The 16,384-nt window shown below is 69.2% G+C and carries 7 protein-coding genes; all 7 read left to right on the top strand.

From position 1 onward, the window contains the following. Nucleotides 1-74: 74 nt before the first annotated feature. Nucleotides 75-3,758: a LamG domain-containing protein gene (locus tag ACZ7DE_RS07185; RefSeq protein ID WP_470758715.1), complete on the top strand. Its 3,684-nt coding sequence runs from the start codon at nucleotides 75-77 to the stop codon at nucleotides 3,756-3,758. A gap of 157 nt (nucleotides 3,759-3,915) precedes the next feature. Next, nucleotides 3,916-10,845 carry a polymorphic toxin-type HINT domain-containing protein gene (locus ACZ7DE_RS07180; RefSeq protein ID WP_470758714.1) on the top strand — a complete coding sequence of 2,310 codons (6,930 nt, stop codon included), beginning with the start codon at nucleotides 3,916-3,918 and terminating at the stop codon, nucleotides 10,843-10,845. Between the two features lie 10 nt (nucleotides 10,846-10,855). After that, a complete protein-coding gene (locus ACZ7DE_RS07175) occupies nucleotides 10,856-11,248 on the top strand; it encodes a hypothetical protein (protein ID WP_470758713.1) in 393 nt (130 codons plus the stop codon). A 209-nt stretch (nucleotides 11,249-11,457) separates the two neighbouring features. Continuing rightward, the gene (gene rplU / locus ACZ7DE_RS07170; protein WP_007381993.1) at nucleotides 11,458-11,778 is read left to right on the top strand and encodes a 50S ribosomal protein L21; all 321 of its coding nucleotides are present in this window, start codon (nucleotides 11,458-11,460) and stop codon (nucleotides 11,776-11,778) included. A 14-nt stretch (nucleotides 11,779-11,792) separates the two neighbouring features. Then, nucleotides 11,793-12,047 (top strand): 50S ribosomal protein L27, encoded by a 255-nt coding sequence (gene rpmA, locus ACZ7DE_RS07165; protein WP_010041940.1) that lies wholly within the window; start codon nucleotides 11,793-11,795, stop codon nucleotides 12,045-12,047. Between the two features lie 192 nt (nucleotides 12,048-12,239). After that, nucleotides 12,240-13,676, top strand: a complete 1,437-nt coding sequence (gene obgE / locus ACZ7DE_RS07160; protein ID WP_470758712.1) for a GTPase ObgE — start codon at nucleotides 12,240-12,242, stop codon at nucleotides 13,674-13,676. Nucleotides 13,677-14,867: 1,191 nt separating this feature from the next. Beyond that, a complete protein-coding gene (locus tag ACZ7DE_RS07155; RefSeq protein WP_470758711.1) occupies nucleotides 14,868-16,367 on the top strand; it encodes an SDR family NAD(P)-dependent oxidoreductase in 1,500 nt (499 codons plus the stop codon). Nucleotides 16,368-16,384 lie beyond the last annotated feature (17 nt).

Genomic DNA, 16,384 nt, shown 5'->3' with positions numbered 1-16,384 from the left:
CGGCTCACCACAGAAGACCGACTTCCCGCAGACAACCTGACGCAACTGACCTGACCCAACGGGAGAGTGGACGCGTGTCCGCAGACACACAGAGACCGATACGGCGTGGCGTGCTGGTGCGCGCCGCCGTCGCGGCCGCCGTCGCCGGCGCGGTGACGGCCGGGACCCTGGCGGTCCTGCCGGGCGGCGGCCCGGCCGGACCGGCACCGGTCGCCGCCGACCAGCCGATGGTGACCGAGCAGCAGGCCATGGCCGTCGCCAAGGACAGCGGTAGGAAGACCGAGGTCGTGGGGCTGCGGACGGAGCGCCGGGAGATCTTCGCGGAGCCCGACGGCACGTTCACCGCCCGTGAGTACACCGAGCCGGTGCGCACGGTGCAGGGCGGCAAGTGGGTCAAGGTCGACGCCACGTTGGTGAAGCACGCCGACGGCAGCTGGGGCCCGAAGGCCGCCACCGTCGACCTCAGCTTCTCCGCCGGCCAGGCGGGCAAGCCGTTCGTGACGATGCTGCGGGCGGGCCGTGAGTTCGCCCTGACCTGGCCGTACGGCAAGCTGCCCGCGCCGACGGTCGAAGGGGACACGGCCACGTACGCCGACGCCCTGCCCGGCGTGGACCTAACGGTGCGGGCCGAGGCCGACGGCTTCGGTCACCTGCTCGTCGTCAAGACGCCGGAGGCCGCGGCCGATCCGAGGCTCACCCAGCTCGACCTGGGCATGGCGACCGACGGCCTGAAGGTCACCGAGGACGCCACCGGAGCGATCGTCGCGGAGGACTCCGTCGTCGGCGGCACCGTCTTCCAGGCGGGCAAGCCCTCGATGTGGGACTCGGCCGCCGTCCAGGAGGCCACCGCCAGGAAGCAGGGCCCGAAGGCGGTCGCGAAGGCGCTGAAGGCGGCGTCGGCCGCCGTGGCCGGCGCCGACGACACCGCCGCCGCGGCCGGCACGACCGCCGCCCCGACGGTCGCCACGGCCACCCCCGGCCCGCAGGCCGCCCCGGAGGCAGCGCTCGAGGGCCCGGGCGGCGGCGGTCGCGTCGCTCCGCTGGGCGTCGAGGTCGGCAAGGGCAAGCTGCGTCTCGTCCCCGACCAGAAGCTTCTGAAGGGCGCGAACACCGTCTTCCCGGTCGTCATCGACCCGATCCAGCGCACCACCTCGCGGACCTCCTGGACCGGCGTCATGTCCGGGATGCCCAGCGAGCAGGACTGGAAGTACTCCGGCAGCGCGGGCGTGGGCAAGTGCCCGACCGACTACAACCCGGTCTCCTGCAACGGCGTCGGCACGCGCCGCGTGATGTTCACGATGCCGCTGTCCTTCTACAAGGGGAAGCAGATTCTGGGCGCGACCTTCTCCGCCCGGGTCGAGCACATCTACAGCGCCTCCCCGACCGCGGAGCCCATCCGGCTCTACCGGATCGGCGGCCAGAACTACTCGCTCTCCTCGTCCAGCAACTGGTCGAACACCTCGGACGACTGGGACGACCACGTCGCTACCGTCGACAAGGCGATCTCCCCGACGTCCTGCTCCAGCCAGGCCAACCTGCACTTCGAGAGCACCACGAAGACCAACCCCGAGCTGACCAGCGAGGTCCAGGCGGCCGCCACGGGCGGCTGGAACTCCATGACGCTGGGCCTGCGCGCGGCCGACGAGTCCCGCTTCGCCGAGTGGAAGCGGATCTGCGGCAACGCCTACCTGTCCGTCTCGTACAACAACCTGCCGCGTCAGATCAAGACGTCCGACATGTCCACCGACCCCGGCGGCGTGTGCAGGTGGGGCGCGAACCGTCCCTACGTCGACACTCCGCCGAAGCTGCGCGCCATCGCGAGCGACCCCGACCACGGCAACGGCCAGACCGACAAGGTGAAGGTCGAGTTCAAGATCGAGTGGGGCGGGAGCAGCCCCGGTTCGTACACGTACATCACCAAGGACGCGCTCTCCCCGACCGCCAACACCAAGTTCGAGCACACCGTCCGGTCGACCATCCCGCAGAACACCGTCATCTACTGGAGCGCACGCGCCAACGACGGTGACGGCAACGGCCCGTGGAGCTCGGACGGGGACACCGCCCAGCGCTGCGAGTTCATCTACGACAAGACGTGGCCGGGCAAGCCGAACGTGCTGTCCAAGCAGTACCCGTCCGACACCGTCTACCACGACGGCGTGGGCACCTACGGCACCTTCACCTTCTCGCCCAACCCCAACGACTCCATCCCGGACGGCGACGTCGTCAAGTACCAGTACTCCTTCGACGGCGCCGCGCTGACCACCCTCACGCCGACCACCGGAGGCGGCTCCGTCTCCACGCAGTGGGTGCCGACCAGGGCCGGACGGCACGTGCTCGAGGTGATCGCCATCGACAAGGCGACGCACGCCTCCAGCAACTCCTACGACTTCCTGGTCGCCGAGGGCCGGCCGGTCGTCGGCCAGTGGAACCTCGCCGACGAGGTCGGCGGCGAGGCCCACGACGAGAGCGGGGAGTACTCGGCGACCGCGGGCAGCGCCGTCACCTTCGGCGTGGACGGCCCCGGCGGCAAGGCCGACAAGGCCGCCCGCTTCGACGGCACCGCCGAGTCCTACCTCGACGCCAACGAGACCGTGCTCGACTCCGCCAAGAGCTTCAGCGTCAGCGCCTGGGTCCGGCCCACCGCGCTGGACAAGAACATGACGGTGATCAGCCAGGACGGCACCGGCGAGCCCGGCTTCACCCTCGGCTACGACGCGTCCGCGCAGACCTGGAAGTTCTCCGTCCCGGTCAACGACGTGGACTCGCTCGGCGAGTGGAAGGCCGTCTCCACCGGAGTCTCGGTGGTCAAGGACCAGTGGGTGCTGCTGACCGGCGTGTACGACGCGCAGAAGACCGGTGGGCCGCAGCTCCAGCTCTACATCAACAAGGACCTGAAGGCGTCCGCCGCGCGGCGCTCCACCTGGAAGTCGTACGGTCCGCTGCAGATCGGCCGCGCCACGGCCAAGAGCGGCTACCGCGACAACTTCACCGGTGACCTCGCCGAGGTCCGCGTCTTCGACCGCGTCGTGCTGGCGGCCGAGGTCGCCGAGCTGATGACCGTCAAGCCGGCGCGCAAGGGCTACTGGCAGCTCGACGACGCCAGCAGCGGCGCCTCGGCCGAGACCGGCGGCGGCCAGGCCCTCACTCTGGCGGGCAACGCCTCCATCTACCGCCCCGCCGACCCGCTGTTCGACACGGCCGCCCTGGTCGGCGACGGCAACCTGGTCCTCGACGGCGACGGTGACTACGCGTCCACCGCGGCCGCCCCGGTCACCGGCAACTCCAGCTTCACCGTGACCGCCCGCGCCCAGCTCACCTCGCTGGACCCGGAGAAGTCGCAGACGGTGCTGTCCCTGCCGGGCGCCAGCGCCAACCGCGTCCAGGTCCGCTACCAGGCGACCACCGGGCAGTGGGAACTGGCCGTCGCCAAGTCGGACGTGGCCGCCCCCGCGGTCGTCACCTTCACCGACGACCAGGAACTGCCCGACACCGGCGGTTCCGGCCAGCACCTGGCGGTCGTCTACGACGCCTTCGCCAACACGATCCGCCTGTATGTGGAGGGCCAGCTGGTCGCCGGCGCCTACGGCGCGAACGACACCCTGTGGTCCGCCACCGGTGGCCTCCAGGTCGGCCGTTCGCTGCGCGGGGCGAGCGAGTACTTCGCCGGCGCGATCGACGAGGTCCGCGTCTACAGCGGCGCCGCCGACCAGATAGCGGTGCAGCAGATGGCCGCGCTGACGGCCGTTTCCGACCTCTGACCGATCGGACAGATCGTCAGTTCTGAGGTGTGCCGGGTCCTTTGAGGGGGCCCGGCACACCTGTCCTGTCACCTTTCTTTCTCCTTCCCTTCAACACGTTCTCCCTCGATCAGAAAGTCCCCTCATGTTTTTCCGTGGCCGCTCACTGAGCCGCCGCATGCCCAGATCGACGGTTGTCGCGACGGTGCTCGGGCTTACGCTCGCGCTGTCGGCTTCGTCGGTTCAGGCATTGGCGCTCGACGACGGCGACCGGGGCCGCACCAGCCGCCCCGGCGTCCAGGACGACGGTGATCCCGCCAAGGGGTCCGACGCGAAAGCGAAGTCCCGTCCCTCCGATCCGGCGCGCAAGGCGGCGGTCAAGGGGCTCGACAAGGCGGTGTGGCCCCAGCAGGGCGGCGCCGAGGTGAGTGTCGGCGCGGCCGGCGCGACCGAGGCGGGCGGCCTGCCGGTCAAGGTCGGCAAGGCGCTGAAGGCGTCCAAGGCGTCCACATCGGCGAAGGGCGCCGCGTCGTCCGCCGCGCCCGGGGCCGCGAAGAAGGTGCGAGTCGACGTCCTCGACCCGAAGCGCGCGGGGCAGCTCGGCGCCGGCGTTCTCCTCGGAGTGGAACGCGCCGACGGTGAGGACGCGGCCGCCAGGGTCCGCCTGACGGTCGACTACTCGGAGTTCGCCGAGGGTTTCGGCGGCTCGTACGCTTCCCGTCTTCGGCTGGTGCAGCTCCCGGCGTGTGCCACCGTCGCCACACCGGGCAGCAAGGCGTGTCCGGAGCAGCCGAAGGTGCTGCCGACGGTGAACGACGTGAAGTCGGGCACGGTCTCGGCAGACGTGACGGCGGCCCCGGCTCCCGCCGAGGGTGTCTCGACGATGGCCGGTACCGCGACCTCCCTGGTGGCGGTGGCGGCGGGTCCGTCGAGCGCACAGGGCACCTACAAGGCCACGGCCCTTTCCCCGTCGTCCAGTTGGAGCGTCGCCACCTCCTCCGGCGCCTTCAACTGGAACTACCCCTTCCGATCCGTCCCGACCCCGGGCGGCCTCACCCCGACCGTGGGTCTCGGCTACTCTTCGCAGTCGGCGGACGGCCGCACGTCGGCGACGAACAACCAGGGTTCGTGGATCGGCGAGGGCTTTTCCTACGACCCGGGTTACATCGAGCGGCGCTACAAGCCCTGTTCCGAGGACGGCCATGCCGGCTCCGGCGAGCAGTGCTGGGCGTTCGAGAACGCCACGATCATGCTCAACGGGTCGGCCGGCGAGCTGGTCAAGGACGACACCACCGGCAAGTGGCACCTGTCGTCCGACGACGGCTCCAAGGTCGAGCGGCTGACGGGCGCCGTCAACGGCGACGACGGCAGCACCGACGACAAGGGCGAGCACTGGAAGGTCACGACCTCCGACGGCACGGAGTACTTCTTCGGCCTGAACCGTCTGCCGGGCTGGGCGACGGGCAACGAGGAGACCAACTCGGTCTGGACCGCCCCAATCTTCGGCGACGACTCCGGTGAGCCCTGCTACAACGCCACTTTCACGAGCGCGTACTGCCAGCAGGCGTGGCGCTGGAGCCTGGACCACGTCAGGGACACGCACGGCAACGTGATGTCCTACTTCTACGACCGTGAGACGAACTACTACGCGCTGAACGGCAAGACGGACGTCAACGGCACCGCCTACCACCGCGGCGGCTACCTGAAGCGCATCGACTACGGCCAGCGGGACGGCAGCGTCTACGCGGCCAAGGTGCCGGCCCGGGTCGTCTTCAACACCGCCGAGCGCTGCCTGGTGACCTCCGACTTCGACTGCGCGGAGAGCAAGCGCACCAAGACGAACGCCTCCCACTGGCCGGACGTCCCGGTCGACCAGGAGTGCAAGGCGAGCACGAAGTGCACGTCCCCCGTCCAGACGTTCTGGACGACCAAGCGGCTGACGTCGATCGTCACGCAGATGCGCAAGGACGCCACGACCTACCAGGACGTGGACGCCTGGAGCCTGACGCACCTGTTCACCGACAACGGCGACGACTCCAAGACGCTGTGGCTGTCGAAGATCGAGCACGAGGGCCGCGTCGGCACGGCGGTGGAGCTGCCGTCCGTGGACCTCTTCGGCGAGCAGCTCGCCAACCGCGTGGACGCGATCGGCGACAACATCGCCCCGTTCTACCGCTTCCGTCTGTCGATGGTCCTCAGCGAGACCGGCTCTCAGCTCGACGTCACCTACGCGCCCGCCGACTGCACGAAGGCCACGCTGCCCAGGCCGGGCGAGTCGGTCAAGCGCTGCTACCCGGTGAAGTGGGCCCCGCCGGGCTACGTCGACCCCATCACGGACTGGTTCCACAAGTACGTGGTGTCGGCGGTCATTGAGACCGACCGCACCGGCGGCAGCGACGGCATGGTCACCCGCTACGACTACCAGGGCGCCGCGTGGCGTAAGGCGAAGCCGGACGGCATCACCGACGACAAGTACCTCACCTGGGGCGGCTGGCAGGGCTACGGCAAGGTCAAGGTCACCAGCGGCACCGCCGACGTGCAGAAGACCCGCGTCGAATACACGTTCATGCAGGGCATGGACGGCGACAAGGACGCCGACGGCAACGCCCGCTCGGTGACGGTCAAGGACTCCACGGGAGCGTCGTACACCGACGAGGAGGAGTTCACCGGCCAGGAGCTGGAGGTGGCCACCTACGACGGCGCCAAGCTGGTCGGGAAGACCATCAACACCCCCTGGAAGTACACCACCGCCACACAGAAGCGCAGTTGGGGAACGACCGACTCGGTGATTGTGCGCACCCAGACCGGTCGCGGCTTCAGCCTGAAGTCCGACGGCACCTGGAGCGAGACGAAGTCCACCCAGACGTTCGACACGGCGAACGGCACTGGCCGGGTCCTGACCGTCGACGACCAGGGAGACGTCTCCACCACCAAGGACGACACCTGCACCCGCACCACGTACGCGGACAACACGGCGAAGAACATCCTGTCGCTGCCGGCCCGCAGCGAGGTCGTGTCGGTCAAGTGCGCCACGACGCCAGACCGCAAGACGCAGGTCCTGGGCGACGAGCGCACCTCGTACGACGGCGGCGCGTTCGGCGCGGCGCCCACGAAGGGCGACGCCACCAAGACCGAGCGGCTGACGTCGCACGACGGCACGACGGCGACGTACCAGGTCACCGGCGCGACGACCTATGACGCCTACGGCCGTCCGCTGACCCAGAAGGACGCCAAGCAGTACGGGACGTCGGACCAGACGAAGACCGTCTACGTCGAGACGAACGGCCTGCTGACCAGGACGACCGTCACCAACGCCCTCGGCCACAACACGATCACCGACTACGCCCCCGCCTGGGGCATGTCGGCAGGGCAGACCGACCCCAACGGCAAGCGGACGGACCTCGCCTACGACGGGCTGGGCCGGCTGACCTCGGTGTGGCTGGCGGACCGGGCCTCGACCCAGACGCCGAGCATCAAGTACTCGTACAACGTCCGCAAGGACAAGGTCACCGCGATCAAGACGGAGAAGATCGAGAACGACGGCTCGTACGGCGCCGAGTACCAGCTGTACGACAGCATGCTGCGTTCCCGTCAGATCCAGACCGAGGGGCCGGACGGCACCCGCATGGTCGCCGACACCTGGTACGACGGAACGGGCAACGTCAAGAAGACCAACTCCACCTACAACGCGGAGGGCGCGGCCTCCGACGAGCTGCTGCTCGTGAGCAACGGCCAGGTCGGCGCGCAGAGCCTGCTGGAGTACGACGGACTGGGCCGCACCACCGCCCAGATCTCCGCCGTCAGCGGCGCCGAGCAGTGGCGCACCACGACCACGTACGACGGTGAGCTGACCCACGTCGACCCGCCGGTCGGCGGCGTGCCCACCACGACGATCACCGACGGTCAGGGCAACCTCTCCGAGATCCGCCACTACCGCGGCGCCTCACCGGGCGTCGGCGTGCCGTACGACTCGACGAAGTACACGTACAACACGGCGGGCCTGCTGGAGACGGTCACCGACGCCAAGAGCAACGTGTGGCGTTACGAGTACGACCAGCTGGGCCGCAAGACCAAGTCGATCGACCCGGACGCGGGTACCTCGCGCACGGAGTACGACGAACTGGACCGGCCCGTCGTGGCGTACGACGGCCGGAACAAGAAGACCTCCACGTCCTACGACAAGCTCGGTCGCGTCACGACCACCTGGCTGGGGGACCCTGACACGGGCACCAAGCTGACGGAGACCAAGTACGACAAGGCGGGCTGGCTGGGTCAGGCCTACGGCACGCTCAGCTACATCTCGCCGACGGAGTACTTCGCCTCGGCCGTGCAGTCGATGGACGAGTTCTACCGTCCGTTGAAGACCGCCTACCAGGTCCCCGCCTCTCAGGGATCTCTCGCCGGCACCTACGTCTACACCTCCTCGTACAACCGGGACGGAACGCTCCAGAGCTCGGGCCTGCCCGCCGTCGGCGATCTGCCGGCGGAGGCGGTGACCTATACGTACGACGCGTTGCAGCGGCCGATGACCATGACGGGCAGCACCTCGTACGTCACCAACACCGTGTACTCCAGGACCAGTCAGGTTCAGCAGCTGGAGCTGTCCACGGGCAACGGCAAGAAGGTCTGGCAGACCTTCGGCTACGAGAAGGGCACCGACCGGCTGACCCGGTCGCTCGTCGACGTCTACGGCACCACCGCCCCGGCCAAGGACTCGTACTACTCCTACGACCAGGCGGGCAACGTCCTGTCCATCGCGGACACGGCGAACCCCGCCTCGCCGGACGTGCAGTGCTTCGCCTACGACAGCCGGCAGCGTCTGCAGGACGCCTGGACCCCGTCGGCGACCGCCACGACCGCGGCCGGCTCGGGAAGCCGCGGTTCCACCACGCCGGTGGACGGCACCGGGCCGACGGCATGCGACTCGGGCGCCGGTTCCACCTCGCTCGGCGGTCCGGCCCCGTACTGGAAGTCGTACGAGACCGACGCCATCGGCAACCGCGTCTCCGAGATCAACCACGACACCGCGCTGAACGCGGCGAACAACATCACCCGCAGCTACGAGTACGGCGGGGCCGGAGCCCTCGGCGACGGACCGCACCAGGTCACCAAGGTCACCGAGCAGACCCCGACCGGGCAGAGGCAGTCGTCGTACGAGTACGACGACGCGGGCAACACGACCAAGCGCACCATCGGCGGCAACGCCCAGGTCCTGGCCTGGGACGACACCGGCGCGCTGACCAAGGTCACCGAGGGTGGTGGTGCCGAGACGGGCTTCCTGTACGACGCGTACGGAAACCGGGTGCAGCGCAAGGATCCCTCCGGCACCACTGTCTATCTGCCGGGCACCGAGCTGAAGCTGTCGGCCGACGGAACCAAGAAGGAAGCCACCCGCTACTACGACTACGCCGGCCAGACCGTCGCGGTCCGTACCGCCGCGAAGGTGTCCTTGGTCGCCGCGGACCATCACGGCACGGGCGAGCTGGCGATCGACTCGGTGACCGGCGCCGTCTCCCAGCGGCGTTACGACCCCTACGGCGTCGAGCGCGGCACGAAAACGGGCACCTGGCCCGGCGAGAAGGGCTACGTCGGCGGCACGATCGACGCCTCGACCGGCCTGACCCACCTGGGGGCGCGGGAGTACGACGCGGCGATCGGCAAGTTCATCTCGGTGGACCCGATCATCGACTACACCCAGCCGCAGCAGATCAACGGCTACGCCTACGCCGACAACTCCCCGGTCACGCACGCCGACCCCAGCGGCATGATCATCCCGGAGTGCCGTGAGGGCCTGATCGAGTGCCGTGGCGGAATGCCGGTCACCAACACCGACCCGGAGGTCTCGAAGGCGCAGTCCGACGTCAGCAAGGCTTCCGGTGACGTGGCGGCGGCGCAGCAGCAGCAGGCGTCCGCCAGGCAGCGCATCAAGTCCGCGGGCAAGGCCCTGATCAAGATCGCCCGGGACATTCTCGGTGTGGACGCTGCCCTGGACTGCGTCTCCACGGGTGACGTCGGCTCCTGCGGCGAGACCCTGCTCAACATCGCCGGCAGCTTCGCGGGCGGCCTGGCAGGCAAGATCCTCGCCAAGTACGGTGCCCCCTGGAAGTGGGCCAAGGGCATCAAACTCGCCAAGCGGGTCACCGGCCTGGTCGGAGACCTGATCGGCGGAGTCAAGGGCCTGTGGAACGCCAACAAGGCAGTGGGCCGGGCGAAGCTGGGCCTGTCCAAGGCCGCGGAGAAACTGGCCGAGGTCAGAAAGAAGGCCGCGGCAGCCCGCAAGAAGAAGGCGGCCGACGACGACATCGGCGGCTCCTGCCCGATCGAGGGGAAACACAGCTTCCTGCCCGGCACGAAGGTGCTGCTCCAGGGCGGCAAGACCAAGCCGATCGAGAAGGTCGAACTCGGTGACAAGATCATCGTCACCGACCCGGAGACGGGCAGGACGACGGTCCGCGAGGTCGTCGGCACGATCGTCACCGAGGACGACAAGCACTTCGTCGACCTGACGGTCAAGGGTAAGTCGGGCAAGGCCGAGGCCCTGGTCTCCACCACGACCCACCCCTTCTGGTCGGAGTCCGAGGGCAAGTGGGTCGAGGCCGGCGACCTCAGGCCGGGGATGCGGCTCCACACCGCGGACGGCGACTCGGTCGAGGTCACGGCCGTCCGTTCCTTCGACCGGCGCCAGCGGACGCACGACCTCACCGTTGAGGACGTCCACACCTACTACGTCCTCGCGGGCGCCTCTCCGCTGCTGGTGCACAACTGTGGCGAGCGAATCTACGAGGCAGGAGGCAAGCACGGCAGCGAGGCCCGCGGCAGCTCTCGCGGCGAGAACAGCGCCGAGCCCGCCAACGGTCAGGACGCGCTCGACAACTCCGTGCAGATCAAGGAGACCTCGCCCCGTCGGGTCGGCATCGACCGGACGACCGGCGATAGCGTGATCCTCGACCGCACCGGCGAAGTCCCGTGCGGCTGCACGGTCAAGGGCGGCACCAACGAGATCTACCACGGACATGTGCGGACGGACATCAACACGGCTCCGGGCATGGCCAAGGCCAAGAGTGCGCTACGCCGGGGACTCAAGAACGGAGACGTCAAAACTGAGTAGGCACGACGACATGGGAGGGCCGGCAGCGAACGGTTCGGCCGGGGCGGGTTCCTCCGCGTGGCGGGAGGCCCTCACGGCCGAGGTCAGGGGGCCCGACGTCGGCCGGGCCACCCGGGCGCTGCTCGCCCTCACGTATGACGATCCGGACCGGGAAGCGGTCGAAGCGCTCCTCATGGAGTGCCTCGACCCGGCAGGCCCTGCGGTCGACCCGCAGGTAACGGCACTGGCAGTGACCTGTGCGGGGCACGTCGCCCGGCTGCACGGAGTCATCGGCTCCCGTCTGGTCGCCCGGCTACGGGATCTGCTGCCGGATCCCGTGCTCGGAGGCCGGGCCGAAGACGCGTTGGACGACATCGCCGCCTTCGCCCCTGAAGCCCTGGGGCGACAGGCGGAGGCGGACTGACCTGATCAGTGCCGACCGGGGCCCGGTTTGACCCCTCAAGCCGGGCCCCGTAGCCTTGTCCTTCGGCGTGTCGGTTGACGTGCCACATCTCCGTAAACCCTCTTCCTCCCGGGTACCGGTACCTAGGTGGCCGGGAGAGGCCGTCCGTGTTCGTTCCCGGGTGGCTGGACTGCGGGGATGCCGTCCCAGAGCGAGAGAGTGAGATCCGCGTGTACGCCATCGTGCGCAGCGGTGGTCGCCAGCACAAGGTTGCTGTCGGCGACATCGTTGAGGTTGACAAGATTTCCACTGCCAAGGTTGGCGACACGGTCGAGCTCTCGACCCTGCTCGTTGTCGACGGCGACGCTGTGACCAGCGACCCGTGGGTGCTGGCCGGCATCAAGGTCCAGGCCGAGGTCGTGGACCACCACAAGGGCGTCAAGATCGACATCCTTCGCTACAAGAACAAGACCGGTTACCGCCGTCGTCAGGGCCACCGCCAGCAGTACACGGCGATCAAGGTCACTGAGATCCCCGCGGCTGCGAAGTAAGGGACTGAGGAGACATGGCACACAAGAAGGGCGCATCGTCCACCCGGAACGGTCGCGACTCCAATGCCCAGCGGCTCGGCGTGAAGCGCTTCGGCGGTCAGGTCGTCAACGCGGGTGAGATCCTGGTCCGCCAGCGCGGTACGCACTTCCACCCCGGCGCGGGCGTCGGCCGTGGCGGCGACGACACGCTGTTCGCCCTGCAGGCCGGTTCGGTGCAGTTCGGCACCCACCGTGGCCGCAAGGTCGTGAACATCGTTCCGGTCGCCTGAATCAGCTCCATCATCTGATTCACGGCTCAGACCGAACGTTTCGCGAGGCGGACCTCACTTCCCTGGTGGGAAGGCGGGTCCGCCTTTCGCGTGTTACAGCAGTAGACAGAGCAACAGAGCAACAGAGCAACAGAGCAGTAGTTCACAGCAACAGCTCGACCCTGACGTTTTCGTAGTGCTGGAGGCACCCACATGACCACCTTCGTGGACCGCGTCGAACTGCATGTCGCCGCGGGTAACGGAGGCCACGGCTGTGCCTCCGTCCACCGTGAGAAGTTCAAGCCGCTCGGCGGCCCCGACGGGGGCAACGGCGGCCGTGGCGGCGATGTGATCCTGGTCGTCGACCAGTCGGTCACCACGCTCCTCGACTACCACCACAAGCCCCACCGCAGCGCCACCAACGGCAAGCCCGGCGAGGGCGGCAACCGCTCCGGCAAGGACGGCCAGGACCTGATCCTGCCGGTGCCGGACGGCACGGTGATCCAGGACAAGGCCGGCAACGTGCTGGCGGACCTGGTCGGCCACGGCACCTCGTACGTCGCCGCCCAGGGCGGCCGCGGAGGTCTCGGCAACGCGGCGCTGGCCTCGGCCCGCCGCAAGGCGCCGGGCTTCGCGCTGCTCGGCGAGCCCGGCGACCTCCAGGACATCGTCCTGGAGCTGAAGACGGTCGCGGACGTGGCTCTCGTCGGCTACCCGAGCGCGGGCAAGTCGTCGCTGATCTCCGTCCTGTCCGCCGCCAAGCCGAAGATCGCGGACTACCCGTTCACGACCCTGGTCCCGAACCTGGGCGTGGTGACGGCCGGCTCCACGGTCTACACGATCGCCGACGTGCCGGGCCTGATCCCGGGCGCCAGCCAGGGCAAGGGCCTGGGCCTCGAGTTCCTGCGCCACGTCGAGCGCTGCAGCGTCCTCGTGCACGTGCTGGACACGGCCACCCTGGAGTCCGAGCGCGACCCGCTCTCCGACCTCGACATCATCGAGGAGGAGCTCAAGCAGTACGGCGGCCTCGGCAACCGCCCGCGGCTGGTCGTGCTCAACAAGATCGACGTGCCGGACGGCAAGGACCTCGCCGAGATGGTCCGCCCGGACCTGGAGGCGCGCGGCTACCGCGTCTTCGAGGTGTCCGCGGTCGCCCACATGGGCCTCAAGGAGCTGTCCTTCGCCATCGCCGAGATGGTGGCCGCCGCGCGCGCGGCCAAGCCCAAGGAGGAGGCGACCCGGATCGTCATCCGTCCCAAGGCCGTGGACGACGCCGGCTTCACCGTCACCCTGGAGGAGGACGGCCTGTTCCGCGTCCGGGGCGAGAAGCCCGAGCGCTGGGTGCGGCAGACCGACTTCAACAACGACGAGGCCGTCGGCTACCTCGCCGACCGGCTCAACCGCCTCGGTGTGGAGGACGCGCTGATGAAGGCGGGCGCCCGGGGCGGCGACGGCGTCGCCATCGGCCCCGAGGACAACGCGGTCGTCTTCGACTGGGAGCCGTCGGTGACGGCCGGCGCCGAGATGCTCGGCCGCCGTGGCGAGGACCACCGCTTCGAGGCCCCGCGTCCCGCGACCCAGCGCCGCCGGGACAAGCAGGCCGAACGCGACGAGGCGGCCCAGGAGTTCGAGGGCTTCGAGCCCTTCTGATCCCCTCCTTCCCGCCCGCACGAACGAAGACGAGGCAGGCCCCCGATCCCGGGTGCCTGCCTCGTCGGCGCTCATCCTCGCCCCAGGTTCCTCTCAGCGTCTCCTCAGGAACCTCTCCTACCGTTCCCTGACCATGGAGACGGACCGCACGAGCATCGGCGTCCCGGCCGGACGGGGATCACCCCGCTGCGCGCCGGCGGCCGCGTGCTGTCCGCAGATGCCCGAGCGCTGCCCGCCGCCGGCGTCCACGCGCCGTCCGCCGGCGTCCGCTGCCCCCGACACCCGCGCGCTGCCCGCCCGCCTCCGTCCGCTCCGCAGCCGGCCGTCCGCTGTCCACCGGCCGGCACGGGACCGGGACGGCGGCACCCCAGGGCGCCCTGTTCGCGGCGGAGGACAGCCTGCCGGCGCCCGGAGTGGCATTACCGGCGCAACCGTAAATCTCCCGCAGCCCGTTACCGGCGCGGCGAATCGTTCTCCAGCCCCCGCCTGGACGGAAATTCCGGGGAACCCAAACATGGAATTCCGCGGTAATGGCCTCCTCACCGAGCCCTATTCGGAGCCGGTTCGCAACATGACCGTCATGCATATGAAGAACGGGTGCAGTCCTGTCATCCGGGACGTGAAGATCTCGACACTCCGACGGGCGGTCCGAGCGGCCGTCCCGACAGGCGTCGGCATGCCCGACCGCAGCGGCCCGACGGGGTGTGCGTGACCGGCGATCCGGGCCTGCCGAGCGCCGCGCGCGAGCCCGCCGGGCGGGATGCCGAGGAGGCCGGGATCACCCCCCGAGGTGGCCGCTCAGGCCTTGTACGAGGCCGCGGCGGGAGGCAGGCGGCGCCCTGCCGGGGCGTCGGTGCGTCGCCGCCACGGCAGGGCGCCGGACCTCGTCGTGTGGGTTGCTGCGGGCCCCCGGTCACCGCTGCCCCGATCGGCCGCGGCGGCGTCGGCACCCCTCCGGGACCGTTAGAGTCACTTCAGCCGCCCTCGGCAATGCCTTACTCCTGTGGAGTAACTCACAGGATTTACCAGGGGCATCCGGGGGAAGCAGCGCCGACGTCTCGAACAATCGTCAGCGCCGCAAGGTGAATGCCAGGTTGCGTGCACATTTGCAGCGAGCGGCGCTCACCTTGCATCGCGGTAACCGCAAGTGGGACCATTTCCCCGTCCCTGTCGCCCCGAGGTAGGTCCCCTGTGTCCCAGCACATAGCCAAGCCCCGTACCACCGCAGTGATCCTGGCCGGTGGCACCGGCCAGCGCGTGGGTCTGTCGATCCCCAAGCAGCTGCTGAAGATCGCCGGCAAGGCAGTCATCGAGCACACGCTGACCACCTTCGAGAAGGCGGCCTCGGTCGACGACATCATCGTGCTGATGGCGCCCGGCTATGTCCCGGACATCGAGATGATCGTGGCCAAGGCCGGATTCAAGAAGGTCCGCGCGATCATCGAGGGCGGTTCCACGCGGAACGAGACCACCGAGCGCGCCATCGCCGCCCTGGGCGAGGGGCTGGCCGACGGCGAGGACCTCAACGTCCTCTTCCACGACGCCGTGCGCCCGCTGCTCTCGCAGCGCGTCATCGACGACTGTGTCACGGCCCTGGAGCGCTACCAGGCCGTCGACGTGGCCATTCCGTCCGCCGACACCATCATCGTCACGCGCACGCACGGCGAGGACGGCGAGTTCATCACCGAGATCCCGGACCGCTCCCGGCTGCGCCGCGGGCAGACCCCGCAGGCGTTCAAGCTGTCCACCATCCGGCGGGCCTACGAGGTGGCGGCGGGCGACCCCAATTTCCAGGCCACCGACGACTGCACGGTCGTGCTGCGCTACCTGCCCGACGTGCCGATCCACGTCGTGGCGGGCGACGAGTACAACATGAAGGTGACCCAGCCCGTCGACGTCTTCATCGCCGACAAGCTCTTCCAGCTGGCCTCCTCCGCCACGCCCGAGCAGAACGGCGAGGAGGTCTACCGCGAACTGCTGACCGGCAAGACCGTGGTCGTCTTCGGCGGCTCGTACGGCATCGGCAAGGACATCGCCGAACTCGCCGAGTCCTACGGCGCCAAGGTCTACGCCCTGGGCCGCTCCACCACCGGCACGCACGTGGAGAACCCGGAGGAGGTCGACGACGCCCTGTCCAAGGCCTACAGCGAGACCGGCCGCATCGACTACGTCGTCAACACCGCGGGCGTGCTGCGCATCGGCAAGCTGGCCGAGACCGACAACGCGACCATCGAGGAAGCGCTGAAAGTCAACTACCTGGCTCCGGTGCAGATCGCACGTTCGGCTTACAAGTACCTGGCGGAGACGAAGGGGCAATTGCTGCTGTACACCTCCAGCAGCTACACCCGCGGCCGCGCCGAGTACAGCCTCTACTCCTCGACCAAGGCGGCCATGGTGAATCTCACCCAGGCCCTGTCCGACGAGTGGGCCGGCGACGGCATCCGGGTGAACTGCGTCAACCCCGAGCGCACGGCGACGCCCATGCGCACCAAGGCCTTCGGGCAGGAGCCCGCGGACAGCCTGCTGTCCTCCGAGGCGGTCGCCCGCACCTCCCTCGACGTGCTGCTTTCCGAGCTGACCGGCCATGTCATCGACGTCCGCCAGCAGGACCCGACGGCGGCCGCGGGCAAGGCCTCCGGCTTCGAGCAGGCGCTGGCCGGCGTACTCGACCGACAGGACGGCGTGGCATAATCGAGCCCAAATAGCCA

It is taken from the genome of Streptomyces sp. NPDC037083, assembly GCF_055606485.1.
This window is presented reverse-complemented; position numbering and strand designations above follow the sequence as displayed.

Bases quoted from the DNA above. Each gene is read 5' to 3' on its own strand.
- rpmA (WP_010041940.1), top strand. From the start codon at position 11,793: ATGGCACACAAGAAGGGCGCATCGTCCACCCGGAACGGTCGCGACTCC.
- ACZ7DE_RS07180 (WP_470758714.1), top strand. From the start codon at position 3,916: ATGCCCAGATCGACGGTTGTCGCGACGGTGCTCGGGCTTACGCTCGCG.
- ACZ7DE_RS07175 (WP_470758713.1), top strand. From the start codon at position 10,856: ATGGGAGGGCCGGCAGCGAACGGTTCGGCCGGGGCGGGTTCCTCCGCG.
- obgE (WP_470758712.1), top strand. From the start codon at position 12,240: ATGACCACCTTCGTGGACCGCGTCGAACTGCATGTCGCCGCGGGTAAC.